This is a genomic window from Streptomyces sp. NPDC101118 (assembly GCF_044759445.1).
Taxonomy (GTDB): domain Bacteria; phylum Actinomycetota; class Actinomycetes; order Streptomycetales; family Streptomycetaceae; genus Streptomyces.
This window is the reverse complement of the sequence record NZ_JBIVZG010000003.1, coordinates 564,698-588,009: the sequence shown is the minus strand read 5'-3', so window position 1 is coordinate 588,009 and position 23,312 is coordinate 564,698. Positions and strand designations below refer to the sequence as shown.

Sequence of the window (23,312 nt, the reverse complement as noted above, 5' to 3'; positions counted from 1 at the left end):
ACCCCAAAGCCCCACCCCGTGCTATGCGACACCGCCAGGCGTACGTCACCTCCCCCGCGTGACACCCCGCCCCGTGGTGTGTGGGGGAGGTGCTTGACGGGGCATGGCAGGCTGGTCCGGAGGCAGGCCCGGGCCTGGGGTGGCCGAAGGCCAGGGCGAAGCCCCAAAGCCCCGGGGGTGGGCCTGCCGCTGGGCCTGCAGGCCATGCCCCGTCAAGCACCGAGGGGACCCACGCACCACGGGGCGCGCCCCCGCAGCCGGCCCCCGGCGCCCCACCCCACCCCAGAACTCAGCCCCAACCCACCCCCGAACTCAGCCCCCACCCCACCTCAAGCCCAGCCCCCCACCCCACCCCAGAACTCAGCCCCTATCCCCGGGACCGAGCCTTGAACGCAGCCTTCCGCGCCTCCTTGGCAGCCTTCCGGTCCGGGTGCAGCCGCCCCATCGCCTCCAGCACGTCCGCCGCGGCCGGGTGGTCCACCCGCCAGGCGGCCTCGAAGAAGCCGCTGTGGCCCCCGGTCAGCCCGGACATCAGATCGGTCAGCTCCGCCGCGTCCCCGTCGGCGGCCAACTGCGCAGCGAGCGTGTCGAACGCGAGCCAGAACACCAGCTCCTCGCCCGGCGGGGGCACGTCCACCGCGCCCCGCTCGGCCAGCCACACCCGCGCCAGCCCGCCCAACTCGGGATCGTCCAGCACCGCCCGTACGGCGGGCTCGGCGGCCGGCCCGACCAGCGCGAGGGCCTGCTGGCAGGAGAGCCGCCGCAGCGGGCCACCCGCGTCGCCGCCCCTGGCCGCGGCCAGCAGCTCGGCCGTCGCCGCCCCCGTCCCGCGTCCGGCCAGCCAGTGCTCGACCTCGGCACGGGCGGCGGCCTCGGGGAAGCCCGGGAGCGCGTCCAGCAGCACGTCGGCCCCCTTGGCGGCGAGGTCGCCCACGGCCGGCGCGGCGACGCCGGCCTCCAGCATCCGGGCCCGCACGCCGAACAGGCCGAGCGGGGTGAGCCGGACCATGCCGTAGCGGGCCACGTCCTCGGGGTTCCCGGCATCGATGCCGCCGGCGAACTCGTCGTCCGCCTCGGCCATCAGCTCCTCGTCGACGGGCCGGAACTCCACGAGCCCCACGGGCTCCAGCATCCGGAACTGGTCGTCGAGCCGCATCATCACCTCGGAGACCCGCTCCAGCACCTCGTCGGTGGGCTCGCCCATGTCCTCCGGCACGACCATCGAGGCAGCGAGCACCGGCAGCGGCACGGCACCCCCGCCCGCACCCGCCCCCACACCCGCGCCCGCACCCGCACCCGCACCCGCACCCGCACCCGCACCACCACCCTCGGCAACGGTCAGCAAGTACAGGTTGGCCAGCACCCCGTCGAGGAACTCGGCCTCGCGGCCCGGATCCCAGTCCAGCCGCTCGAAGTCGATCTCGCCGCCCTCGTCCAGCGCGTCCACCAGGTCGTCCAGGTCCGGAACGGCCGCATCCGCAAGCACGGCCTCCAGCACGCCCAGCCACAGGTTCAGCACGTCGGCCGGCGAGCCTCCGGTGACCAGGGCGAGTTCCTCACCCGCACGGGCGGTACCGCCCTCGGCCTCGCGGCCGGGCTCCGGATCGGTCAGCTCGACCAGACCGGTGTCAACGGCCACCCGCCAAGCCTCACTCGCGTAAGCGGCGCCCTCGTCCTCACCGGCACCGGCACCGGCACCCGCACCCGCACCCGCACCAGCACCCGCACCCGCACCCGCACCAGCACCAGCACCGGCACCCGCACCACCGAGCCCCAGCACGCGAGCCGCACCGGACAACTGCCGCTCATCGAGCTCACCCTCGACCCCCACCCGCAATTCGTCCCCCACCCACCGCGCCACGCGCACCGCCCGCGTCAGCAGCGGGGCGCCCAGGGCGTCGCGGGCCAGCTCCGCCTCCGAAGGCAGCCGTACCGGCGGCAGCACTCGCGGCAGCGTGGGGCGCTCTGCGGACATGGCTGGTTCTCCTCGGATCACACGGGCGGGAGTGAAGTCGGCGCGCCCAGCGTAGACGCAATTCGCCCCATCCCGTCCGGTTCATGCAGACGTCAACCCCCGTCCACCCGCCAGGCCTTGACAACCGGCCAGTAGACACAAGACATTGACGCGCGTAGATCTCAACAGCGGATCCACAGACCACCTCCACTCCGCCCCTCATCCCATACCGGAGTCCTGCCCATGCGTTCCCGTCCCACCGTGACTGGATCCCACTCCCGTTCCGCCGCCGTGGCCTCCGTGGTGGCCGCCGCCCTGGCCGCCGGCCTGCTGGCCGGCAGCGCGTCCGCCGCCGAGCTGTCAGAAGAGGGCACCGCCGCCGCGATACGCGTCCACGACATCCAGGGCGCCACCCGGATATCCCCGCTCGCCGGCCAGCAGGTCACCGGCGTCGAGGGCATCGTCACCGGCGTCCGCACGTACGGCTCCCGCGGCTTCTGGATCCAGGACCCGCAGGCCGACGACAGCGACGCCACGAGCGAGGGCGTCTTCGTCTTCACCAGCTCCGTCCCGACCGTCGCCGTCGGCGACGCGGTCTCCGTCTCGGGCCTGGTCGGCGAGTACGTGCCCGGCGGCCTGAACTCGGGCAACCAGTCGGTCACCCAGATCTCCAAGCCCAAGGTCACCGTGCTGTCCTCGGGCAACGCGCTGCCCGAGGCCACGCTCGTCAACGAGTACTCCGTCCCCGCCGAGTACGCGCCCCAGGGCGACCCGGCCAACGGCGGCAGCATCAACGGCCTGACCCTGGACCCGGCCACCTACGCGCTCGACTACTACGAGTCGCTCGAGGGCATGAACGTCCGCATCGGCGACTCCCGCGTCGTCGGCGCCACCGACCCGTACGCCGAGCTGTGGGTCACCGTGAAGGGCTGGGAGCACCGCGCCCCCCGCGGCGGCACGGTCTACGGCTCGTACGAGTCCCAGAACACCGGCCGCCTCCAGATCCAGCAGCTCGCGCCGCTGGCCCAGCAGCCGTTCCCGAAGGCGGACGTCGGCGACAAGCTGACCGGCACCACCGAGGGCCCGCTGGACTTCAACCAGTTCGGCGGCTACACCCTCGTCGCCCGCACCCTCGGCACCGTCGAGTCCAAGGACCTGCAGCGCGAGAAGACCAAGGCGCAGAAGCCGGGCGAGCTGGCGGTCGCGACGTACAACGTCGAGAACCTCGACCCGTCCGACCCGCAGGAGAAGTTCGACGCGCTCGCCAAGGCGGTCGTGGAGAACCTGGCCTCCCCCGACATCGTCGCCCTGGAGGAGATCCAGGACGACAACGGCGCGAAGAACGACGGCACGGTCGCCGCGGGCGAGACGCTGCGGAAGTTCACCGAGGCCATCGTGGCCGCGGGCGGCCCGGCGTACCAGTGGCGCTCGGTCGACCCGGAGAACAACAAGGACGGCGGCGAGCCCGGCGGCAACATCCGCCAGGTCTTCCTGTTCAACCCGGAGCGCGTCTCGTTCACCGACCGCGACGCGGGCGACGCCACCACCGCCACCGGTGTCGTGACCGAGAACGGCCACGCCGCGCTGACCCACTCCCCCGGCCGCATCGACCCGGCGAACACCGCCTGGGAGAGCAGCCGCAAGCCGCTGGCCGGCGAGTTCGTCTTCCGCGGCCGCAAGGTCATCGTGATCGCCAACCACTTCGGCTCGAAGGGCGGCGACGAGGGCCTGACCTCCCACCACCAGCCGCCGGTCCGCTCCTCGGAGGCCAAGCGGCTGCTCCAGGCGCAGTCCGTGAACTCCTTCGTGAAGGAGATCACGGCGGCGCAGCACAACGCCAACGTCGTGGTGCTGGGCGACATCAACGACTTCGAGTTCTCGGCGACCGCTCAGGCGCTGGAGGACGGCGGCGCGCTGTACTCGGCGATCAAGTCGCTGCCGCGCGCGGAGCGGTACTCGTACGTCTACCAGGGCAACGCCCAGGTCCTGGACCAGATCCTGGTGAGCCCGGGCATCAAGAAGTTCCAGTACGACAGCGTCCACATCAACGCGGAGTTCGCGGACCAGAACAGCGACCACGACCCGCAGGTGCTGCGCTTCATCCCGTAGCCGCTGATCCCATAGCCGCCGGGCGGAACGTTCCGCCGGCTCGCAGCCAGGGCCCCGGTCGCCGTCCCGACCGGGGCCCCTGCCACACTCCGGACCATGATCTTCCGTACCGCGACCCGCCGTGACCTGCCCGCCGTGCTCGCCCTGCTCGCCGACGAGGAGCGCGTGGTGGACCCCGCGTCCGTGACGGTGGGCGAGGCGCACGAGCGGGCCTTCGCCGACATCGAGGCCGACCCGCGCAACGAGGTGCTGGTCCTGACGGAGGAGGACGCGCTGCACCCCGAGGACGCGCCGCACCCGCAGGACGCGCCGCACCCGCAGGACGCGTCGGGCGCCGACCGCGCGGGCGGTACGGTCGTCGGCTGCCTCCAGCTCACGTACGTCCCGGGCCTGGGCCAGGGCGGCGCCGAACGGGCGCTGGTGGAGGCCGTACGGATCCGCGCCGACCTGCGGGGCTGCGGTCTCGGGCGGGAGCTGATGCGGCGGGCGGCCGAGCGGGCCCGCGACCGCGGCTGCGCGCTCGTCCAGCTGACGAGCAACAAGCGGCGTGCGGACGCGCACCGCTTCTACGAGTCCCTCGGATACGCACGCAGCCACGAGGGCTTCAAGCTGCGACTGGACGCCTGAAGGGTCCTCCGGGCACGCCGGAGGGCGCCGGAAAGCCGCCGGAAATACCCCTGAAACACACGGAAAGAAGATGAAAGCCCCTGAAAGGGGCCCTCAGGGCGTGAAGTCGGGACTTTGGACCCTGGCGTGATCTGCGCCACATTGCTCAAGCAATCACGTGATGTTGGTGTTGAGTGTCCTGAACGCCCGACCCGTTCCGCCCCCACCACCCCGTTGGAGGACCGCGTGTTCACCTCCATGTCGCTCGTTCAGGAGATCGGCCTGGCCGTCCTGGTGGTCGCCGCCCTCGTCTGGGTCGTCGGCCTCGGCCACATGCTGTGGGACAGCCGGTTCCACCACCCGGAGCCGGGCGCCTTCGAGGGGCTCGCTTTCATCCCGGCGCAGCGCGGCACCGCCTCGCACCCGATGGAGAGCGTGGAGCTGACGGAGGAGGAGGAGCGCGCGTTCGCGGGCCTGGTCCGCTCGATCCCGCTGCACTGACCCAGTACGGACACGCCGTACCGAACGCGGTACGCAGTGCACGAAGCCCCCGCCCGGGAGTCCCGGGCGGGGGCTTCGTGCGTACCTCGGATCAGCCGCGGTACCGCGGATCAGTTGTGGCTGTGCAGGACCTCGTTGAGGCCGCCCCAGACCGCGTTGTTCGGGCGGGCCTCGACGGCGCCGGTGACCGAGTTGCGGCGGAAGAGGATGTTGCTCGCCCCGGACAGGGTGAGCGCCTTGACGACCTCGCCGTCCGGCAGGGTGACGCGGGTGCCCGCGGTGAGGTAGAGGCCGGCCTCGACGACGCACTCGTCGCCCAGCGCGATGCCGATGCCCGCCTCGGCGCCGATCAGGCAGCGCTCGCCGACCGAGATGATCTGCTTGCCGCCGCCGGACAGGGTGCCCATGGTGGAGGCGCCGCCGCCGATGTCGGAGCCGTCGCCGATGACGACGCCGGCGGAGATGCGGCCCTCGACCATCGAGGTGCCGAGGGTGCCGGCGTTGAAGTTGACGAAGCCCTCGTGCATGACGGTGGTGCCCTCGGCGAGGTGCGCGCCGAGGCGGACGCGGTCGGCGTCGGCGATGCGCACGCCCTTGGGGGCGACGTAGTCGGTCATCCGCGGGAACTTGTCGACCGAGGTGACCTGGAGGTGCAGGCCCTCGGCGCGGGCGTTCAGGCGCACGGTCTCCAGCTGGTCCACGGCGACCGGGCCGAGCGAGGTCCAGGCGACGTTGGTGAGGAGGCCGAAGACGCCGTCCAGGTTCTGGCCGTGCGGCTTGACCAGGCGGTGGCTGAGCAGGTGCAGGCGCAGGTACGCGTCGTGCGCGTCGAGCGGCTTGTCGTCCAGCGAGGAGATGACGGTACGGACGGCGACGACCTCGACGCCACGGACGGCGTCCGTGCGGACGGCCTTGGCGGCGGCCGGGCCGAGCAGTTCCGCGGCCTGCTCGGCGGTCAGGCGCTCGGTCCCGGCCGGGCCGGCCTCCTCGGCCAGCGCGGGGGCGGGGAACCAGGTGTCGAGGACGGTGCCGTCGGCGGTGATGGTGGCAAGTCCGGCGGCGACGGCGCCGGTGGTACGCGTAGTCATGCAGGCACGCTAACCAACGACGGCCGCCGCGGGCGAACCGGTCTCATGTGCCGGTCGCGCGGCGCGTCGTACGGTACGGGCGCCGAGTGCCAGCACGGTGGCGCCGGCCGCGACCCCGAGCAGGGCGCACAGGGGCCAGAGCAGGCCGGGGGCGGCCCCGTAGAGGAGTCCGCCGAGGGGTGCGGAGAGCACGACGCCGCTGACGGAGACCCCGGCGTACAGGCTCTGGAAGCGGCCCACGGCGTGGGCGGGGGCGACGTCGGCGACGTAGGCGGTGGCGGTGGTCTTGTAGAGGATCTCGCCGAGGCTGACCAGCACCATCATCGCGACGGTGGTGGCGGTGGCGGCGCCGAGGAGCAGGGCCGCGTAGCCGCTGCCGACGAGGACGAGGCCGGTGCCGATGATGTGCAGCGGCGAGCGTTCGCGCAGGGCGAGGGCGGCGGGGATCTCCAGGAGGAGGATGACGCCGCCGTTGACGGCGATCAGGAGGCCGTAGACCCGGGTGTCCATGCCGTGGTCGGCCAGGAAGGCCGGGAAGGTCGAGTACTGCTGCCGGTAGACGACGTCGATGACGAGGATGGCGCCGAGGAGTACGAGCAGGGCGGGCCGGGCGCGCAGTTCGTGGCGGATGCCGCGGCCCCGACCCCCGTCCGGGGCCGCGGCGGTTCGGGCGGCGCCGCGCGCGGGGACGACGCGGGCGGTCCAGACGGCGAAGAAGAGGGTGCCGATGCCGTCGGCGACGAACAGCCAGTCGTACGAGAGGCCGGTCGCGACCAGGGCGCCGAGGGGCGGGCCGACGGTGAACCCGCCGTTGGAGACCGCGCGGATGACGGCGAAGGCCTGGCGGCGGGCGCCTTCGGGGACGGTGACAGCGACCAGGGCGGAGTTGGCGGCGCGGATGACGCCGGCGGCGTACTGGGCCGCGGGCAGGGCGGCGCAGAGCAGGGGCAGGGGCAGTGCAGGGAGGGTGACCAGGACCGCTCCGCCGAGGGCCGAGGCGGTGAGCAGGGCGCGACGGTGGCCGTAGCGGTCGCCGAACCAGCCGCCGGTGAAGTTGCCCGCGATCAGGCCCGCGCCGCCGAGGCCGACGATCAGGCCGGCCTGCGCGGCGCCGAGGCCGCGCGGGCCGGTCAGGTACACGAACACGAAGACGAAGGTGAAGCTGACGACGGCGTTGACGAAGACGCCTCCGGCGAGCAGCCAGACCGGCCTCGGTACTTCCTTGAGCCCCCGCAGCATGCGCTCTCCCCCACGAGTCAGTTCCTTTTGGGAACTGACTCTGCCAACATGAAACCCTCGGGTCAACGCCCGTGCGGCACCGGGGCGATCTTGTGGGGAGTGGTCATGGCGCAGCGGACACGGCTCGACGACGCGGACTGCGCGATCGCGCAGGCCCTCGACGTGGTCGGCGACTGGTGGACACTGCTCGTCGTGCGGGACGCGGCGCGCGGGCTCTCGCGGTTCGAGGAGTTCCAGCGGGAGCTCGGGGTCTCCCGCAAGGTGCTCACGGAGCGGCTGCGCCTGCTGGAGGACGCGGGCGTCCTGGTGCGGGAGCCGTACCAGGAGCGGCCGGTGCGGCACGCGTACCGGCTGACCGCGCGGGGGCGGGCCCTGCTGCCGGTGCTGGTGGCCCTCCAGGACTGGGGCGACACCTGGGTTCTGGGCGAGGGGGAGCTGACGGCCACGGCCGGGGAGTCCTCGCGCGAGGCGGAGCGGGTGCACGCGCTGGTGGGCACGCGGGTGCCGGAACTGCTGCTGCCGGACCAGGACGGGCAGGTGCGGGACCCGCTCGGGCCGGAGGGCGCCTGGACGGTGCTGTACTGCTTCCCGGGGGCGTACGCGCGGGTGGAGTCGTACCCGCCGGGCTGGGGCGGCATCCCTGGGGCGCGGGGCTGCACGCTGGAGTCGCGGAGCTACCGGGACAGGCTGGCGGAGTTCACGGCGGCGGGCGCGGCGGTACGCGGCGTCTCCACCCAGCGCCCGGACGAGCAGCGGGAGTTCGCCGAGTCGGAGGCCCTGACCTTCCCGCTCCTGTCGGACGCGGACCTGGCACTGGTGGCCGCCCTGCGCCTGCCGACGTTCCGGGCAGCCGGCGTGAGCCGCCTCAAGCGGCTGACCCTGGTCGTCGACCCGGACCGCACCGTGCGCGAGGTGCTCTACCCGGTCCAGGACATCGAGGCGAGCGTCGGCGCTGCGCTGGCCGCAGTACGGGCGTAGGGCCGGACCCCCTGCGGGGCCCGGTCCAGGGCCCGCCCCGGGGCCGTGGCCGACGGGCCGGGAGGCCCCGCCTAGCCCAGCAGCACCCTGCGGAGCATCTCGGCGGCGTAGGCCCGGTCGTACGGGGTGTCCGTGAGCAGCGCCTGGAGCGAGAGGCCGTCCATCATCGCCACCAGCGCCCGCGCCGTGGCCGGGTCGGTGCGCGGGGCCAGCAGCGCCGCCACCGCCTCGCACCACTCCGCCGCCACCGGCCGGAGCGCCGGCCGGCGCAGGGCGGCGAGGTAGAGCTCGTACTCAAGCTCCACGCCGGTCCGTTCACCCGCGAGCCACTCCCCCAGCAGCCGCGCCAGCTCGTCCGCGAGGTCCACGCGGGGGTCGTCCAGCGCGGTGCTGGCCGCCACCCGCTCCGCGAAGCCCTCGTTGATCTGCCGCAGCGCGGCGACCAGCAGCTCGTCCAGGGTGGCGAAGTGGTAGGTGGTCGAGCCCAGCGGCACGTCCGCCTCGGCCGCCACGGACCGGTGGCTCAGCCCCGCGATGCCCTTCGCGCCCACCACCCGGATCGCCGCGCCGATGATCCGGGACCGCCGGTCGGGGTCGTACCGCCGCGTGGCGGCCATCAGCGCACCCGCCGCATCAGTGCGCACCGCCCAGGTTCAGCAGCACCACGCCCCCGATGACCAGCGCGATGCCGGCCAGCTTGGCGGCGGTGGCGGCCTCGCCCAGGAAGACCATGCCGATGGCGGCGATCGCGGCCGTGCCGACGCCCGCCCAGATCGCGTACGCCGTACCCACCGACATGGACTTCAGGGTCTGGGCGAGCAGGGTGAAGGCGATGGCGTACCCGAGCAGCGTGCCCAGCGAGGGCCACAGCTTGCTGAAGCCGTCGCTGTACTTCATCGCGGTGGTCCCGGCGACCTCTGCCGCTATGGCCGCGGCCAGCAGAACGTAAGGCATGCGTACGAGCGTACACAACGATGTGTACGGTCGTACGCAAATACCTGGCGCACCACCCCTCCACCCCGGCGACCACGGCATATACGGTGCTTGCATGACGCAGAACCAGGGGTGGGGTCCGCCGGAACCGAACGGCGGAGTACCGCACGGCAACCCCCCGGGGACACCCCCGCCACACGGACAGCAGCAGCCACCCCCGTACGGGTCCCCCTACGGCTACCCCGGTGCCTGGGGCGGCGGCTGGGCACCGCCCCCGCCCCCGCAGCCCGGCGTGATACCCCTGCGCCCGCTCGGCGTCGGCGAGGTGCTCGGCGGCTCCTTCACCACCTTCGGCCGCTACTGGAAGCAGCTGGTCGGCGTCATGCTGACCGTCCAGGGCATCGGCATCCTGGTCGTGACCCTCGCGGTCGGCATCGGGGTCGCGGTGGTCCACCCGCACCTGCCCGGCGTCTTCGACCTCCCGGCCGGCGAGAGCCCCGCGCCGGAGGACCTCGACCCCGTGCTGTTCGCGCTCATCCCCGTGGGCGTGCTGCTGTTCGCCGTGCTGCTGCTCGGCTGGGCCATGATCAGCGCGCTGACGCCGGCCGTCCTCCAGGAGGCCGTGCTGGGCCGGCGCACCACGTACCGCGCGATGTTCCGCCGCGCCTGGTCCCGGATGCCCTCGATGCTCGGCACCCTGCTGCTCACCGGCCTGGTGGCCGGCGGGCCGGTGCTGCTGGCGTTCGGCGCCTCCGTCGCCCTGGTCATCACCGCCGCCGCGAACTCGACGAACGGCGACCCGGGCCCCATCGTCCTGCTGATGCCGCTGGCCCTGCTGGTCGCGATGCCGGTGAGCGTCTGGCTGGGCGTCAGGCTCAGCTTCGCCCCGGCCGCCGTGGTGTGCGAGCACCTCGGCCCGGTCGCCGCGCTCCGCCGCTCCTCGCAGCTGGTCAAGGGCACCTGGTGGCGGGTCTTCGGCATCACCCTGCTGACCGCCCTGATCGCCACGGTCATCGGGTACATGATCCAGCTGCCGTTCACGTTCGTGGGGATGTTCGCGTTCTTCCCGACGATGATGGTCGGCGCCGGCAACCCCGAGCCGGACGTGGCCGCCATGGTCGGCGGCATGGTCGTCTACTTCGCCTGCATCATGCTCGGCGGCGTGGTGAGCCAGCTGTTCCAGGTGGGCTTCCCCCAGCTGACCAGCGGCCTGCTCTACATCGACCAGCGGATCCGGCGCGAGGACCTGGCCCCCGCGCTCATGGCCGCCGCGGCGGCACCGCCCGCACCTCCGGGCGGCCCCGCCCCGGCGGGACCGTTCTAGCCGAGGGTGAACCAGGCGGCCCGGGACTTCTTCCACTCGGAGCGGGTGAGGTCCTTGGCCGCGGTCCCGTCCCCGTACAGGTCCGCCGACCCGTTGTCCGTCACCAGCTGCACCCGCGCGCCGGGCTGCGTGAGGTCCGGTACGTCGACCACGGCCTCCCAGCCGCCGGCGTCCGCCGTCGGCAGGTCGGCGCGCTTGACGGGGGCGGGGCCGGGCACCCCGTCCCACGCGTAGAGGGCGTACGGGTCGGTGTTGTCGTCGGCCGCCCAGGACCCGGCCAGGACCAGGTACTCGCCGGCGGCGTTCCGGCGCAGGTCGCGCACGGAGAGACCGCCGAGGTCCAGCTCGACCGCGGTACCGAACACCGGCTTCGCGCCGTTGGCCAGGACCTGGTCGAGGTTGGTGACGGGCACCAGCAGCGCCTTCCCGCCCGGGACGGCGGGGGCCAGCGGGGCGCGGAAGCCGATGTAGGCCGTGGTGGTCGAGCCGGGGGCGAACTCCAGGCCCTCGACGTTGAAGCCGTCGATCTGCTTGGGCACCTGGCCGGCGGCGGTCGCGGCCGCGAAGCCGTAACGGTCGCCGTGGGCCCGGTCCCAGGCCACGAGGTCGCCGCGGAGGCCCTTGTAGGAGCGGCCGAAGGTGAGCTGGGCGGCGGAGCCGGAGCCGGTGACCCTGGTCGTGAAGACGGTGTTCCGGTCGGCCTTGTACTCGCCGTCCTTGTTGTTGCCCAGGGATCCGGTCCAGTAGATCGTGTCGCCGACCCGGGCGGCGCCCTCGATGTCGACCTCCTTGGTGACGCCGAGCTGCGAGGTGAAGTCCCAGGTCCGCACCGGACCGCCGGACCACGAACGGTCGTACAGCCGCAGCACGCCGGGGCGACGGCCTCCCCCTGCGGCGGCCTGCCGACGACGAGCAGACTCGGCCCCCCACCCCAACACCCGGCACACACCACCCGTACGGCGGGCGAACTCCGCACGCCGGGAAGGCCGAAGGCCCCCGGCACACGGGGTGCCGGGGGCCTTCGTACGGACGGGTCCGCTCAGACGTTGAAGCCGAGCGCGCGGAGCTGCTCGCGGCCGTCGTCGGTGATCTTGTCGGGACCCCACGGCGGCATCCAGACCCAGTTGATCCGGAGCTCGTTGACGATGCCGTCGGTGGCCGACTTCGCCTGGTCCTCGATCACGTCGGTCAGCGGGCAGGCCGCGGACGTCAGCGTCATGTCGAGGGTCGCGATGTTGGCGTCGTCGATGTGGATGCCGTAGATCAGCCCCAGGTTGACGACGTCGATGCCGAGCTCGGGGTCGACCACGTCGTAGAGGGCCTCGCGGACCTCCTCCTCGGTGGCCGGCTTCGTCGTGACGACGCCCTCGGTCTGGTCGTTCGTGGTCTCGCTCATGCCGTCTTCCTCTCGGCGCCGTCGCCCAGCGCCTGGGCGGTCGCGTCCTTCCACGCCATCCAGCTCAGCAGGGCGCACTTCACCCGTGCCGGGTACTTCGAGACGCCGGCGAACGCGACCGCGTCCTCCAGCACCTCCTCCATCGCGTCGTCGGGCTCGATCCGGCCCTTCGACTGCATCAGCTCCAGGAAGGTGGCCTGGATCTTCTGCGCCTCGGCCAGCTCTTTGCCGACCAGCAGCTCGTTCAGCACCGACGCGCTGGCCTGGCTGATGGAGCAGCCCTGGCCCTCGTACGAGACGTCGGTGAGCGTCTCGCCGTCGTACTTCACGCGCAGGGTGATCTCGTCGCCGCACGTCGGGTTGACGTGGTGCACCTCGGCGTCACCGTCGCGCAGGCCACGCCCGTGCGGGTGCTTGTAGTGGTCCAGGATCAGTTCCTGGTACATCGAATCCAGCTTCACAGCGGCCTCGTCGCCTCGTCGCCCTCGTGGTCGTCCGTCATCCGAAGAAGTTCCGTACGTGCTCCAGGCCGTCGATCAGCGCGTCGACGTCCGCCGGAGAGGAGTACAGGTAGAACGACGCCCGCGTGGTCGCAGGAATTCCGTACCGCAGGCAGACGGGCCGCGCGCAGTGGTGTCCCACGCGGACCGCGATGCCCTGCTCGTCCAGCACCTGGCCGACGTCGTGCGGGTGGATGTCCCCGAGCGTGAAGGAGATCGCGGCACCGCGGTCCTCGGCCGTGGCCGGGCCGATGATCCGCAGGTCGGGCACCTCGGAGAGGCGCTTGACCGCGTACTCGGTGATCGCGTGCTCGTGCGCGGCGATCTTGTCCATGCCGATCGAGGTGAGGTAGTCCACGGCCGCGCCGAGGCCGACGGCCTGCGCGATCGGGGGCGTGCCCGCCTCGAACTTGTGCGGCGCCGGGGCGTACGTGGAGGAGTGCATCGAGACGGTCTCGATCATCTCGCCGCCACCGAGGAACGGGGGCAGGTCCTCCAGCAGCTCCTGGCGGCCCCACAGGACGCCGATGCCGGTCGGGCCGCACATCTTGTGGCCCGTGAAGGCCACGAAGTCGGCGCCGAGCGCCTGCACGTCGAGCGGCATGTGGGGGGCGGCCTGGGAGGCGTCGATGAGGACGAGCGCGCCGACCTCCTGGGCGCGGCGCACGATCGCCTCGACCGGGTTGACCGTGCCCAGGATGTTGGAGACCAGCGTGAAGGAGACGATCTTCGTCTTCTCCGTGATGATCTCTTCGATGTTCGACAGGTCGAGGCGGCCGTCGTCGGTGAGGCCGAACCACTTCAGCTTCGCGCCCGTGCGCTGCCCGAGCAGCTGCCACGGCACGATGTTGGAGTGGTGCTCCATCTCCGTGATGACGATCTCGGTCTCGCGGTCGACCCGGTAGGGCTCGTCGGCCCAGCCGAGCATGTTCGCGACCAGGTTGAGCGACTCCGAGGCGTTCTTCGTGAAGATCACCTCGTCGCGGCTCGGCGCGTTGATGAAGGCGGCGACCTTGTCGCGGGCGCCCTCGTACAGTGCCGTGGCCTCCTCGGCGAGCACGTGGACGCCACGGTGGACGTTGGCGTTGTGACGCTCGTAGTAGGCGTTCAGCGCGTCGAGCACCTGGCGCGGCTTCTGCGAGGTCGCCGCGTTGTCCAGGTAAACGATCTTCTTCCCGTCGTGGACCACACGATCCAGCAGGGGGAAGTCCTTGCGGATCGCCTCGATGTCGAGGAGGCCAGGCAGCTGTGTCACGCGGTCGTGCCACCCTTCACGTACTTGTCGTAGCCCTCGGCCTCCAGCTGGTCGGCGAGCTCGGCGCCGCCGGACTCGGCGATGCGGCCGTTCGCGAACACGTGCACGAAGTCGGGCTTGATGTAGCGCAGGATGCGCGTGTAGTGCGTGATCAGCAGGGTGCCGACCTCGCCGGTCTCGCGGACGCGGTTGACGCCCTCGGACACGATGCGGAGCGCGTCGACGTCGAGGCCGGAGTCGGTCTCGTCGAGGATCGCGATCTTCGGCTTGAGGAGCTCCAGCTGGAGGATCTCGTGGCGCTTCTTCTCACCGCCGGAGAAGCCCTCGTTGACGTTGCGCTCGGCGAAGGCGGGGTCCATGGAGAGACGCTCCATGGCCTCCTTGACCTCCTTGACCCAGGTGCGCAGCTTGGGGGCCTCGCCGCGGACGGCCGTGGCCGAGGTCCGCAGGAAGTTGGAGACGGAGACACCGGGAACCTCGACCGGGTACTGCATGGCGAGGAAGACGCCGGCGCGGGCGCGCTCGTCGACGGACATCTCCAGGACGTCCTCGCCGTCGAGGGTCACGGTGCCACCGGTGACGGTGTACTTCGGGTGACCCGCGAGGGAGTACGCCAGGGTGGACTTGCCGGAGCCGTTCGGGCCCATGATGGCGTGCGTCTCGCCCTGCTTGACGGTCAGGTCGACGCCCTTGAGGATCTCGCGGGAGCCGTTCTCCGTCTCGACGGAGACGCGCAGGTCGTTGATTTCAAGCGTAGCCATGGGTGCCTCAGGACTCCTGGGTGAGGGAGACGAGCACGTCGTCCCCTTCGATCTTTACGGGGTAAACGGGGACGGGGCGCGTCGCGGGGAGCCCGGACGGCTTGCCGGTGCGCAGGTCGAAGGCCGATCCGTGCAGCCAGCACTCGATCTGGCAGTCGTCGACCTCGCCCTCCGACAGCGAGACGTTCGCGTGCGAGCAGACGTCGTGGATCGCGAACACCTCCCCCTCGGTGGACACGATGGACAGGGGCGTACCGTCGAGTTCCACCCGCTTGGGGGTGTTCTCCTCGAGCTCGCTCAGCGCGCAGGCCTTGACGTAGGTCATCAGACGGACGCCTCGAGCTCTGCCTCGATCTTGCCGATCAGGCGCTCCTCGACGTCCTCGACACCGATCTGCTGGACCAGCTCGGCGAAGAAGCCGCGGACCACCAGGCGGCGGGCCTCGTCGGCGGGGATGCCGCGGGCCTGCAGGTAGAAGAGCTGCTCGTCGTCGAAGCGGCCGGTGGCGGAGGCGTGGCCGGCGCCGACGATCTCGCCGGTCTCGATCTCCAGGTTCGGGACCGAGTCGACCCGCGCGCCGTCGGTGAGGACGAGGTTGCGGTTGAGCTCGTAGGTGTCGGTGCCCTCGGCGGTCTTCTCGATCAGGACGTCGCCGATCCAGACCGCGTGCGCGCCCTCGCCCTGCAGCGCGCCCTTGTAGGTCACGTTGGAGGTGCAGTGCGGCACGTCGTGGTCGACCAGGAGGCGGTGCTCCTGGTGCTGGCCGGCGTCCGTGAAGTACAGGCCGAGCAGCTCGGCCTCGCCACCGGTGCCCGCGTAGTTCACCCGGGGGTGGATGCGGACCAGGTCGCCGCCGAAGGTGACGACCACGGACTTGAAGGAGGCGTCGCGGCCGATCAGCGCGTTGTGCTGGGAAGTGTGGACGGCGGTGTCGTCCCAGTCCTGCACCGACACGAAGGTGACCTTGGCGCCGTCGCCGACCAGGATGTCGACGTTGGCGGCGCGCACGCCGTCACCGGTGTGGTCGATGACGATGACCGCCTCGGCGAACGGCTTGATGTCGAAGACCGTGTGCCCGAAGGTCGTGCCGCCCTCGCCGTGCAGGGCGACGCGGATCGGGTCCGCGAGGACGGTCTCCTTGGGCACGGTGACGACCGTGGCCTTGGCGAACGAGGAGAAGGCCTGGGCGGCGACCCGGTCCACCGGGGTGCCGGCCTTGCCGACGCGCTCGTCGTCACGGTCGACGGACTCGACGGTGACGCCCTCGGGCGCGTCGATCTGGGCCTTCATCGTGCCGTTGGCGACCGCGGTGCCGTCGTGGAGGCCGCGCAGGCGCTCCAGCGGGGTGAAGCGCCACTCCTCCTCGCGCCCGTGGGGCACGGGGAAGTCCGCCACGTCGAAGGACGGGGGGGCGCTCATCCGGGTGGCGACGGTGGACTCTGCGGCCACCGCGATAGCGCCGGCCGTGGTCGAACCGGCCGGAATGTTCTGAGCCTCAGCCATGGCTGTCGTTCTGCTCTCTTCCTACGTCGAAAGGATGTCGATGTGCTGCGGGGGCCGCGGCGGCGATCAGCCGACCGCGCCCTCCATCTGCAGCTCGATCAGCCGGTTGAGCTCCAGCGCGTACTCCATCGGCAGCTCCTTCGCGATGGGCTCGACGAAGCCGCGCACGATCATGGCCATGGCCTCGAACTCGGTCATGCCGCGCTGCATGAGGTAGAAGAGCTGGTCGTCGGAGACCTTGGAGACGGTCGCCTCGTGGCCCATGGTCACGTCGTCCTCGCGGACGTCGACGTACGGGTACGTGTCCGAGCGGGAGATCTGGTCCACCAGCAGGGCGTCGCAGAGCACGTTCGACTTGGAGCCCGGGGCGCCCTCGCCGATCTCGACCAGGCCGCGGTAGGAGGTGCGGCCGCCGCCTCGCGCCACCGACTTGGAGACGATGTTGGAGGAGGTGTTCGGCGCCATGTGGACCATCTTGGAGCCGGCGTCCTGGTGCTGGCCCTCGCCCGCGAAGGCGATGGACAGGGTCTCGCCCTTGGCGTGCTCGCCCATCAGGTAGACGGCCGGGTACTTCATGGTGACCTTGGAGCCGATGTTGCCGTCGATCCACTCCATGGTCGCGCCCTCGTACGCCACGGCGCGCTTGGTGACCAGGTTGTAGACGTTGTTCGACCAGTTCTGGATGGTCGTGTAGCGGCAGCGGCCGCCCTTCTTCACGATGATCTCGACCACGGCGCTGTGCAGCGAGTCCGAGGAGTAGATCGGGGCGGTGCAGCCCTCGACGTAGTGGACGTAGGCGTCCTCGTCGACGATGATCAGCGTCCGCTCGAACTGGCCCATGTTCTCCGTGTTGATGCGGAAGTAGGCCTGCAGCGGGATCTCGACGTGCACGCCCTTCGGCACGTAGATGAAGGAGCCGCCGGACCACACGGCGGTGTTCAGCGAGGCGAACTTGTTGTCGCCGACCGGGATGACGGTGCCGAAGTACTCCTTGAAGAGCTCCTCGTGCTCCTTCAGCGCGGTGTCGGTGTCGACGAAGATGACGCCCTGCTCCTCCAGGTCCTCGCGGATCTGGTGGTAGACGACCTCGGACTCGTACTGGGCCGCGACACCGGCGACGAGGCGCTGCTTCTCCGCCTCCGGGATGCCGAGCTTGTCGTACGTGTTCTTGATGTCCTCGGGCAGTTCCTCCCAGGAAGCGGCCTGCTTCTCGGTGGAACGCACGAAGTACTTGATGTTGTCGAAGTCGATGCCCGACAGGTCGGAGCCCCAGGTCGGCATGGGCTTCTTGTCGAAGAGCCGCAGGCCCTTGAGGCGGAGCTTCAGCATCCACTCGGGCTCGTTCTTCTTCGCCGAGATGTCGCGGACGACGTCCTCGTTCAGACCCCGCTTGGCCGCGGCACCGGCCGCGTCGGAGTCGGCCCAGCCGTACTCGTACTTGCCCAGGCCCTCGAGCTCAGGGTGAGCAATCTCCGTGGTCATGCGGGGTTCCTCCCGGCCGTGCTTGCAGATGCTGATGTGGTTGCCTGTGCGGCGCTTCGCGGAATGAAGGTGGTGCACACCCCATCGCCGTGGGCGATCGTGGCGAGTCGCTGCACGTGCGTCCCGAGCAGTCGTGAGAAGACCTCGGTCTCCGCCTCACAGAGCTGCGGGAACTGCTCGGCGACGTGGGCGACCGGGCAGTGGTGCTGACAGAGCTGTTCACCGCTGTGCGGACCGGGAGCGCTCTTCGCCGTAGCAGCGTACCCGTCCACGGTCAATGCCTTGGCCAGGGCCTCGGTGCGCTCCGCGGGGCCCGCCGCGTCGACGGCCTCCCGGTAGGTCTCGGCCTGTGCGGCCAGCCGCGCCTTGGCGAATTCGGCCACCGCCGCCTCGCCGCGCTCCCCGCCGCCCGCGGCCTGCGCGATCCAGCGCAGGGCGTCGACGGCGAGCTTGTCGTACGACTGGTCGAAGGCGTCGCGGCCGCAGTCGGTCAGCGCGAACACCTTGGCGGGCCGCCCGCGGGTCCGCGTGCCGTACACGCGCTGTTCCCGGGCCTCGACCACGTCGTCGGCGACGAGCGTGTCGAGGTGGCGGCGCACCGCGGCCTGGGTGAGGCCGAGACGCTGTGCGAGGTCGGCGACCGTGGACGGACCGTGGTCCAGGATCGAGCGCGCGACCCGGTTGCGGGTTGACCGCTCCCCGGTCGCGAGGTCCCCCTGAGGGGTCTCGATCGTCCGTGCACCGTTTTTCACAACGCCATTGTTGCTTAATTCGGCGAGCCCGGACAAGCCGTGACGGAGACCACTCCTGGTGGCCTCCATCACTAAGGGTTACCTAATCTGTCGACGCAGAGTTATTCGGAATGCGTTCTTCCGGGCACCCTCCGGGACCCTCCGGCGAACCAGTAAACGGCTCCGACCAGCAATCCTCCGCCCACCACGTTGCCCGGCACGGTGCAGACCAGATTGCGCAGAAGGTCACCGGATCCGGCGCTCCCGTCGAGGATCGCGAGACTGAAAAGGGCCATGTTCGCCACGCAGTGCTCGAAACCCACGGCCACGAAGACCGCCACCGGCAGCCACAGGACGAAGATCTTCGCGGCGTCGCCCCGCGCCCGGGTGAACATCCAGACCGCCAGGCAGACGAGCATGTTGCAGAGCACCGCCCGCCAGAAGAGCTGCCCGCCCGACAGCGCCGTCTTGCCGTGCACCATCTCCGCCAGCATCGCCCGCGCCGGACCGCCCGAGACCACGCCCGAGGCGTGCACCATCGCGCCGAAGAGGAAGGCGCCCGCGAGGTTGCCCACGAGCGAGAGGGACCAGGCCGCCGCCAGATCCCCGAGCCCGGTACGCCCGGACAGGGCACCCACCAGCATCACCATGACGTTGCTGGTGAACAGCTGGGCCCCGGCGAACATCACGATGGTCAGCGCGACCGGGAAGACCGCACCCTCCAGCAGCTTCACCGCCGCCGAGCCCCGGGCCGCGAACGGCGAGATCGCCACGAGCAGCAGCACCTCGCCGATGCCGATGTACGCGCCCGCCAGCACGGCGGAGACGAAATAGCGCGGCCGGTGCGCGAGGTCGTGCGCCTTGTGTTCGGCCTGACCAGAGGTCTCTTCCACGTTCTGCGCAATGCTGTTCACCATTCGACATTAGGTTTTCGGTGAAGAGCCGGCCCGCATGAAAAGGTCACCATTTCCGGGTCCCGGGACCCCGCGCCCCCGGGACCTAGGACCCCCTCCGGGCTCCGTAGACTCGCCCCCATGAGTGAATCCCCGGCCGCCGCCGTCCGCGTACGCGGCCTGGTCCAGCGTTACGGCGACAAGACCGCGGTGGACGGACTGGACCTGGACGTCCTGACCGGCACCGTGACCGCCGTCCTCGGCCCCAACGGCGCCGGCAAGACCACCACCGTCGAGACCTGCGAGGGCTACCGCCCCCCGGCCTCCGGCACCGTCCGCGTCCTCGGCCTCGACCCGTACGCCGACGCCGCGGCCCTGCGGCCGCGCGTCGGCGTGATGCTCCAGTCCGGCGGCGTCTACTCGGGCGCCCGGGCCGTGGAGATGCTCCGCCACATGGCGAAGCTGTACGCGAACCCCCTCGACGTGGGGTCCCTGGTCGAGCGCCTCGGGCTGGGCGGCTGCGGCCGCACCCCCTACCGCCGGCTCTCCGGCGGCCAGCAGCAGCGGCTGGCCCTCGCCATGGCCGTCGTGGGCCGCCCGGAGCTGGTCTTCCTGGACGAGCCCACCGCGGGCCTCGACCCGCAGGCCCGCCGGGCGACCTGGGACCTGGTGCGGGAGCTGCGCGCCGACGGCGTGACCGTGGTCCTCACCACCCACCACATGGACGAGGCCGAGCAGCTGGCCGACGACGTGGCAGTCATCGACGCCGGCCGGGTCATCGCCCAGGGCAGCCCCGAAGAGCTGTGCCGCGGCGGCGCCGAGAACACCCTGCGCTTCACCGGCCGGCCCTCCCTGGACCTCGCCGCCCTGCTCAAGGCCCTGCCCGACGGCACCGCGGCCGCCGAGCTCACCCCCGGCGCCTACCGGATCACCGGCAGCGTCGACCCCCAGCTGCTGGCCACCGTCACCTCCTGGTGCGCCCAGCACGGCGTGATGCCGGACAGCATCTCCGTCGAGCGGCACACCCTGGAGGACGTCTTCTTGGAACTCACTGGCAGGGAGCTGCGCGGATGAGCGCCGGCACGTTCACCCCCAAGCCCGGGGCCGCCCCCCTGGCCCGCATGATCGGCGCCCAGGCGGCGCTGGAGACGCGGATGCTGCTGCGCAACGGCGAGCAGCTGCTGCTGACGGTGATCATCCCGGCCCTGCTGCTGGTGCTGTTCGCCTCCGTCGACATCGTCGACACGGGCGCGGGCCGCAGCGTGGACTTCCTGGCCCCCGGCGTGCTGGCCCTCGCGGTGATGTCCACCGCCTTCACCGGCCAGGCCATCGCCACCGGCTTCGACCGCCGGTACGGCGTCCTCAAGCGGCTGGGCGCCTCGCCGCTGCCCCGCTGGGGCCTGATGGCGGCCAAGACCCTGTCCGTCCTGGTCACCGAGGTGCTCCAGGTGGCGCTGCTGACCGCCATCGCGTTCGGCCTGGGCTGGTCCCCGCAGGGCAGCCCGGTCGCCGTGGCCGCCCTGCTGCTGCTGGGCACCGCCGCCTTCTCGGGCCTCGGCCTGCTGATGGCCGGCACCCTCAAGGCCGAGGTCACGCTGGCCGCGGCGAACCTGGTCTTCCTGCTCCTGCTCGTGGCCGGCGGGGTGATCGTGCCGCTGGAGAAGTTCCCGGCCGGCGTCCGCTCCGTACTGGAGCTGCTGCCGATCTCCGCGCTCTCCGACGGGCTCCGCGACGTGCTCCGGCACGGTGCCGGGATGCCCTGGCAGCAGCTCGGCCTGCTGGCCGGCTGGTCCGTGCTCGGTCTGGGCCTGGCGGCGCGCCACTTCCGCTGGGAGTGACCTTCCCGCGAGGATGGACCGGACCACAGACCACGGTTCCGGGGGGCGGACATGGTGCAGCGAGAGGCCGTACTGCGGCTGGACGAGGAATGGACACGGATCAGGTCGGGGGCCGCGCCGGCGGATCCCGCCGAGCGTGAGGCACTGCTGGCGGAGCTGATAGCGGCCCTGCGCGAGCCGGCCCGTACGGACCCGGAGTGCGCGGCACGGCTGGGCCTGCGGCTGAGCGACCTGGCCGCCGCACGGTTCTCGGCGGGGGACCGTCCGGGCGCCCTCGGCGCCATCGAGGAGGCGCTGCGGTACGCCGAGCAGGCGGCCCCGCACTCGCCCGAGTACGCGCGCTGGTACGCCCGCGGGCTGATCAACCACGGGGTGTGGCTGGCCTGGCCGCTGAGCGACGGCGACCGGCTGCCGCGCTTCCCGCTGGGACCGGCCGCGGAGGCGGTGCCGGGCCCTATGGAGCGCGTGGCCGGCGAGCGGGCCCGCGATCTGACCCGGGCCGCGGTGGACGTCTGGCTGGGTCTGGACCAGCAGGATCCGGTCAACCGGCGGGGTCTGGCCCAGGCGAAGGTGTTCCTGGGCGACCGGCTGGCCGAACTCGGGCTGACCGAGGACGCGGTGGCCTGGGCGGTCGACGCCGAGAACGACTTCCGGCAGGCGGCGCAGGCGCCCGGCCCCGGCCAGGCGGAGGCCCAGGAGGCCGTAGGCCACCTGGGACGCCAGCTCGAACTGCGGCTGCGCTTCCTCACCTTCGAGTCGCTGGTGGCCCTGCGGGCCGAGGGCCTGCTGCCGGGGCGGCTGCTCCCGCACGCGGTGGTGGCGGCGCGGATCCAGGGCGTGGACCCGGCCGCGGTCGCCGCGGGGCTCGCGGTCGACGAGGGGGCGGTACGGGCCACCCTCAGCGCGCGTCCCTGGCGGGCGGCATGGCGCTTCGAGGTGCGGAACCCTGACGGATTGTGGGACGTAATAGGACATCCCTGGCGGGGCACCACGGACGTGACCGATCGCACGGCGGAGGAGGTCGGGACCGGTCTCGTACGGCAGTTCCTCGCGTCCCCCGAGGGGCCCAAGGAGGCAACTCACTGGCGGATCCTGGTGTGGTGGCACGAGGAGGGCGATCCGGCGGGCGCCCGCTTCCGGCTGACGTCGGCCGCCGCGGCGGGGCCGGGCGCCACCCCCTCGTGAAAGTTTGCACAAGTGGCGCCCTACGATAGGGCCCGTGTTGAACCCCCTCGCATACATCGCGCAGCGCTGGACGCCCACACCCAGGACGCTCCAGCGGGCCGCGCTCGCCGCCGTCGTCATGAGCGTGGTCATCGTCGTCACGGGTGGCGCGGTGCGGCTGACCGGATCCGGTCTCGGCTGCGACACCTGGCCCAAGTGCACGGACGACAGCCTGTTCGCGACGCCCGCCCAGGGTGTCCACGGCGCCATCGAGTTCGGCAACCGGATGCTGACGTACGTGCTGTGCGCGGCGGTGGGCTGGGCCATCATCGCGGCCCGCTCGGCCAAGCCGTGGCGCCGCTCGCTGACCCGGCTGGGCTGGACGCAGTTCTTCATCGTGATGGGCAACGCCGTGCTCGGCGGCATCACGGTGTGGACGGGGCTCAACCCCTACAGCGTGGCGGGGCACTTCCTGCTCGCCACCTCCCTGATCACGGTCACCACGCTGACCTGGCAGCGGACCCGCGAGGGCGACACGGAGCCCCGGCCGCGGGTCCCGCGGCCGGTCCGCAAGCTGGGCTGGGCCATCGCCGGCACGTCCCTCGTGCTGATCGCCGCGGGCACGGTGGTGACCGGCTCGGGGCCGCACGCGGGTGACAGCAGCGAGGTCCCGCGGATGCCGTTCGACTGGTCCACCACGGCCCACGTCCACGCCGTCGCGGCCTGGGTGGTCTGCGCGCTGGCCGTCGCGATGTGGCTGGTGCTGCGCGTGGTGGACGCCCCGGACGACACCCGGGCGCGCGCCCGCGACCTGCTGCTGGTGCTGCTGGCCCAGGGCGCGATCGGGTACGTGCAGTACTTCACGAAGCTGCCGGAGGCCCTGGTGTCCGCGCACATGCTCGGCTCGTGCCTGGTGTGGATCGCGGCGGTGCGGCTGGTGCTGAGCCTGCGGGAGCGGCCGGCGGCCACCCCGGAGATCCCGGCGCAGCCCGACCCGGCCCTCTCGACGGCCCGCTAGGCGGTATCCGCGGGGTCCTGCCCCGCCCTGCGGCGGGGC

General features: G+C 71.9%; 23 protein-coding genes and 1 pseudogene. 9 read left to right on the top strand and 15 right to left on the bottom strand.

Translation table 11 applies throughout. The features are described 5' to 3' along the window. Nucleotides 1–367: 367 nt before the first annotated feature. Nucleotides 368–1,975: a hypothetical protein gene (locus tag ACIQUQ_RS08550; RefSeq protein ID WP_403972729.1), complete on the bottom strand. Its 1,608-nt coding sequence runs from the start codon at nucleotides 1,973–1,975 to the stop codon at nucleotides 368–370. A 222-nt stretch (nucleotides 1,976–2,197) separates the two neighbouring features. Here ACIQUQ_RS08550 and ACIQUQ_RS08545 point away from each other — a divergent pair, with 222 nt between their 5' ends. The 3 genes from ACIQUQ_RS08545 to ACIQUQ_RS08535 all read left to right on the top strand — a co-directional run bounded on the left by ACIQUQ_RS08545 (nucleotide 2,198) and on the right by ACIQUQ_RS08535 (nucleotide 5,170). Then, nucleotides 2,198–4,063 (top strand): endonuclease/exonuclease/phosphatase family protein, encoded by a 1,866-nt coding sequence (locus ACIQUQ_RS08545; RefSeq protein WP_403972727.1) that lies wholly within the window; start codon nucleotides 2,198–2,200, stop codon nucleotides 4,061–4,063. Nucleotides 4,064–4,159: 96 nt separating this feature from the next. Next, complete coding sequence (locus ACIQUQ_RS08540) at nucleotides 4,160–4,690, top strand: GNAT family N-acetyltransferase (RefSeq protein ID WP_403972725.1); 531 nt, start codon at nucleotides 4,160–4,162, stop codon at nucleotides 4,688–4,690. A 225-nt stretch (nucleotides 4,691–4,915) separates the two neighbouring features. Continuing rightward, complete coding sequence (locus tag ACIQUQ_RS08535) at nucleotides 4,916–5,170, top strand: hypothetical protein (protein WP_403972723.1); 255 nt, start codon at nucleotides 4,916–4,918, stop codon at nucleotides 5,168–5,170. 110 nt (nucleotides 5,171–5,280) lie between these two features. Here ACIQUQ_RS08535 and dapD read toward each other — a convergent pair whose 3' ends face one another. After that, complete coding sequence (gene dapD / locus ACIQUQ_RS08530; protein WP_403972721.1) at nucleotides 5,281–6,258, bottom strand: 2,3,4,5-tetrahydropyridine-2,6-dicarboxylate N-succinyltransferase; 978 nt, start codon at nucleotides 6,256–6,258, stop codon at nucleotides 5,281–5,283. A gap of 9 nt (nucleotides 6,259–6,267) precedes the next feature. Next, nucleotides 6,268–7,497, bottom strand: a complete 1,230-nt coding sequence (locus ACIQUQ_RS08525; protein WP_403972718.1) for an MFS transporter — start codon at nucleotides 7,495–7,497, stop codon at nucleotides 6,268–6,270. A 105-nt stretch (nucleotides 7,498–7,602) separates the two neighbouring features. Between ACIQUQ_RS08525 and ACIQUQ_RS08520 the strand changes: the two genes are divergently transcribed. Next, nucleotides 7,603–8,475, top strand: a complete 873-nt coding sequence (locus tag ACIQUQ_RS08520; protein WP_403972716.1) for a winged helix-turn-helix transcriptional regulator — start codon at nucleotides 7,603–7,605, stop codon at nucleotides 8,473–8,475. A gap of 71 nt (nucleotides 8,476–8,546) precedes the next feature. Here ACIQUQ_RS08520 and ACIQUQ_RS08515 read toward each other — a convergent pair whose 3' ends face one another. Together ACIQUQ_RS08515 and ACIQUQ_RS08510 are read right to left on the bottom strand one after the other, a co-directional pair. Further along, on the bottom strand, nucleotides 8,547–9,092 hold the full coding sequence (locus ACIQUQ_RS08515) for a TetR/AcrR family transcriptional regulator (protein ID WP_403972920.1): 546 nt from the start codon (nucleotides 9,090–9,092) through the stop codon (nucleotides 8,547–8,549). Nucleotides 9,093–9,108: 16 nt separating this feature from the next. Beyond that, entirely contained in the window at nucleotides 9,109–9,429 is a 321-nt protein-coding gene (locus ACIQUQ_RS08510; protein ID WP_403972714.1) for a DMT family transporter, read from the bottom strand. Between the two features lie 94 nt (nucleotides 9,430–9,523). On the opposite strand from ACIQUQ_RS08510, the gene ACIQUQ_RS08505 reads away from it, so the two are divergent. Then, nucleotides 9,524–10,732: a hypothetical protein gene (locus ACIQUQ_RS08505; RefSeq protein ID WP_403972711.1), complete on the top strand. Its 1,209-nt coding sequence runs from the start codon at nucleotides 9,524–9,526 to the stop codon at nucleotides 10,730–10,732. Here ACIQUQ_RS08505 and ACIQUQ_RS08500 read toward each other — a convergent pair. From ACIQUQ_RS08500 to ACIQUQ_RS08455, 10 genes and pseudogenes are all read right to left on the bottom strand, one after another. Continuing rightward, nucleotides 10,729–11,601 (bottom strand): annotated as a pseudogene (locus ACIQUQ_RS08500) (hypothetical protein); the annotation flags it as partial. The gene ACIQUQ_RS08505 and the pseudogene ACIQUQ_RS08500 overlap by 4 nt on opposite strands. Nucleotides 11,602–11,771: 170 nt before the next feature. Further along, entirely contained in the window at nucleotides 11,772–12,128 is a 357-nt protein-coding gene (locus tag ACIQUQ_RS08495; RefSeq protein WP_403661135.1) for a metal-sulfur cluster assembly factor, read from the bottom strand. Continuing rightward, nucleotides 12,125–12,589 (bottom strand): Fe-S cluster assembly sulfur transfer protein SufU, encoded by a 465-nt coding sequence (gene sufU / locus ACIQUQ_RS08490; RefSeq protein ID WP_399940238.1) that lies wholly within the window; start codon nucleotides 12,587–12,589, stop codon nucleotides 12,125–12,127. Before sufU ends, ACIQUQ_RS08495 begins: the two co-directional genes overlap by 4 nt. A gap of 37 nt (nucleotides 12,590–12,626) precedes the next feature. Further along, the gene (locus tag ACIQUQ_RS08485; protein ID WP_403972707.1) at nucleotides 12,627–13,883 is read right to left on the bottom strand and encodes a cysteine desulfurase; all 1,257 of its coding nucleotides are present in this window, start codon (nucleotides 13,881–13,883) and stop codon (nucleotides 12,627–12,629) included. Continuing rightward, nucleotides 13,880–14,644 carry a Fe-S cluster assembly ATPase SufC gene (gene sufC / locus ACIQUQ_RS08480; RefSeq protein ID WP_399940232.1) on the bottom strand — a complete coding sequence of 255 codons (765 nt, stop codon included), beginning with the start codon at nucleotides 14,642–14,644 and terminating at the stop codon, nucleotides 13,880–13,882. The genes ACIQUQ_RS08485 and sufC overlap by 4 nt, the downstream gene beginning before the upstream one ends. Nucleotides 14,645–14,651: 7 nt before the next feature. Further along, nucleotides 14,652–14,969, bottom strand: a complete 318-nt coding sequence (locus ACIQUQ_RS08475; protein ID WP_399940229.1) for a non-heme iron oxygenase ferredoxin subunit — start codon at nucleotides 14,967–14,969, stop codon at nucleotides 14,652–14,654. Next, entirely contained in the window at nucleotides 14,969–16,147 is a 1,179-nt protein-coding gene (gene sufD, locus ACIQUQ_RS08470) for a Fe-S cluster assembly protein SufD (RefSeq protein ID WP_403972704.1), read from the bottom strand. The genes ACIQUQ_RS08475 and sufD overlap by 1 nt, the downstream gene beginning before the upstream one ends. 66 nt (nucleotides 16,148–16,213) lie before the next feature. Next, complete coding sequence (gene sufB / locus ACIQUQ_RS08465; protein ID WP_399940223.1) at nucleotides 16,214–17,629, bottom strand: Fe-S cluster assembly protein SufB; 1,416 nt, start codon at nucleotides 17,627–17,629, stop codon at nucleotides 16,214–16,216. Continuing rightward, nucleotides 17,626–18,417, bottom strand: coding sequence for a helix-turn-helix transcriptional regulator (locus ACIQUQ_RS08460; protein WP_403972918.1), 792 nt, complete (start codon nucleotides 18,415–18,417; stop codon nucleotides 17,626–17,628). The genes sufB and ACIQUQ_RS08460 overlap by 4 nt, the downstream gene beginning before the upstream one ends. A gap of 65 nt (nucleotides 18,418–18,482) precedes the next feature. Beyond that, nucleotides 18,483–19,277, bottom strand: a complete 795-nt coding sequence (locus tag ACIQUQ_RS08455) for a formate/nitrite transporter family protein (protein WP_403972700.1) — start codon at nucleotides 19,275–19,277, stop codon at nucleotides 18,483–18,485. Nucleotides 19,278–19,394: 117 nt separating this feature from the next. On the opposite strand from ACIQUQ_RS08455, the gene ACIQUQ_RS08450 reads away from it, so the two are divergent. The 4 genes from ACIQUQ_RS08450 to ACIQUQ_RS08435 are packed head-to-tail and all read left to right on the top strand — an operon-like array spanning nucleotide 19,395 to nucleotide 23,273. Further along, nucleotides 19,395–20,327 carry an ABC transporter ATP-binding protein gene (locus ACIQUQ_RS08450; protein WP_403972698.1) on the top strand — a complete coding sequence of 311 codons (933 nt, stop codon included), beginning with the start codon at nucleotides 19,395–19,397 and terminating at the stop codon, nucleotides 20,325–20,327. Next, complete coding sequence (locus tag ACIQUQ_RS08445) at nucleotides 20,324–21,091, top strand: ABC transporter permease (RefSeq protein ID WP_403972696.1); 768 nt, start codon at nucleotides 20,324–20,326, stop codon at nucleotides 21,089–21,091. Before ACIQUQ_RS08450 ends, ACIQUQ_RS08445 begins: the two co-directional genes overlap by 4 nt. A gap of 51 nt (nucleotides 21,092–21,142) precedes the next feature. Further along, a complete protein-coding gene (locus ACIQUQ_RS08440; RefSeq protein ID WP_403972694.1) occupies nucleotides 21,143–22,276 on the top strand; it encodes a hypothetical protein in 1,134 nt (377 codons plus the stop codon). Between the two features lie 4 nt (nucleotides 22,277–22,280). Further along, nucleotides 22,281–23,273 (top strand): heme A synthase, encoded by a 993-nt coding sequence (locus ACIQUQ_RS08435; protein ID WP_403972692.1) that lies wholly within the window; start codon nucleotides 22,281–22,283, stop codon nucleotides 23,271–23,273. The last annotated feature ends 39 nt before the right edge of the window (nucleotides 23,274–23,312 follow it).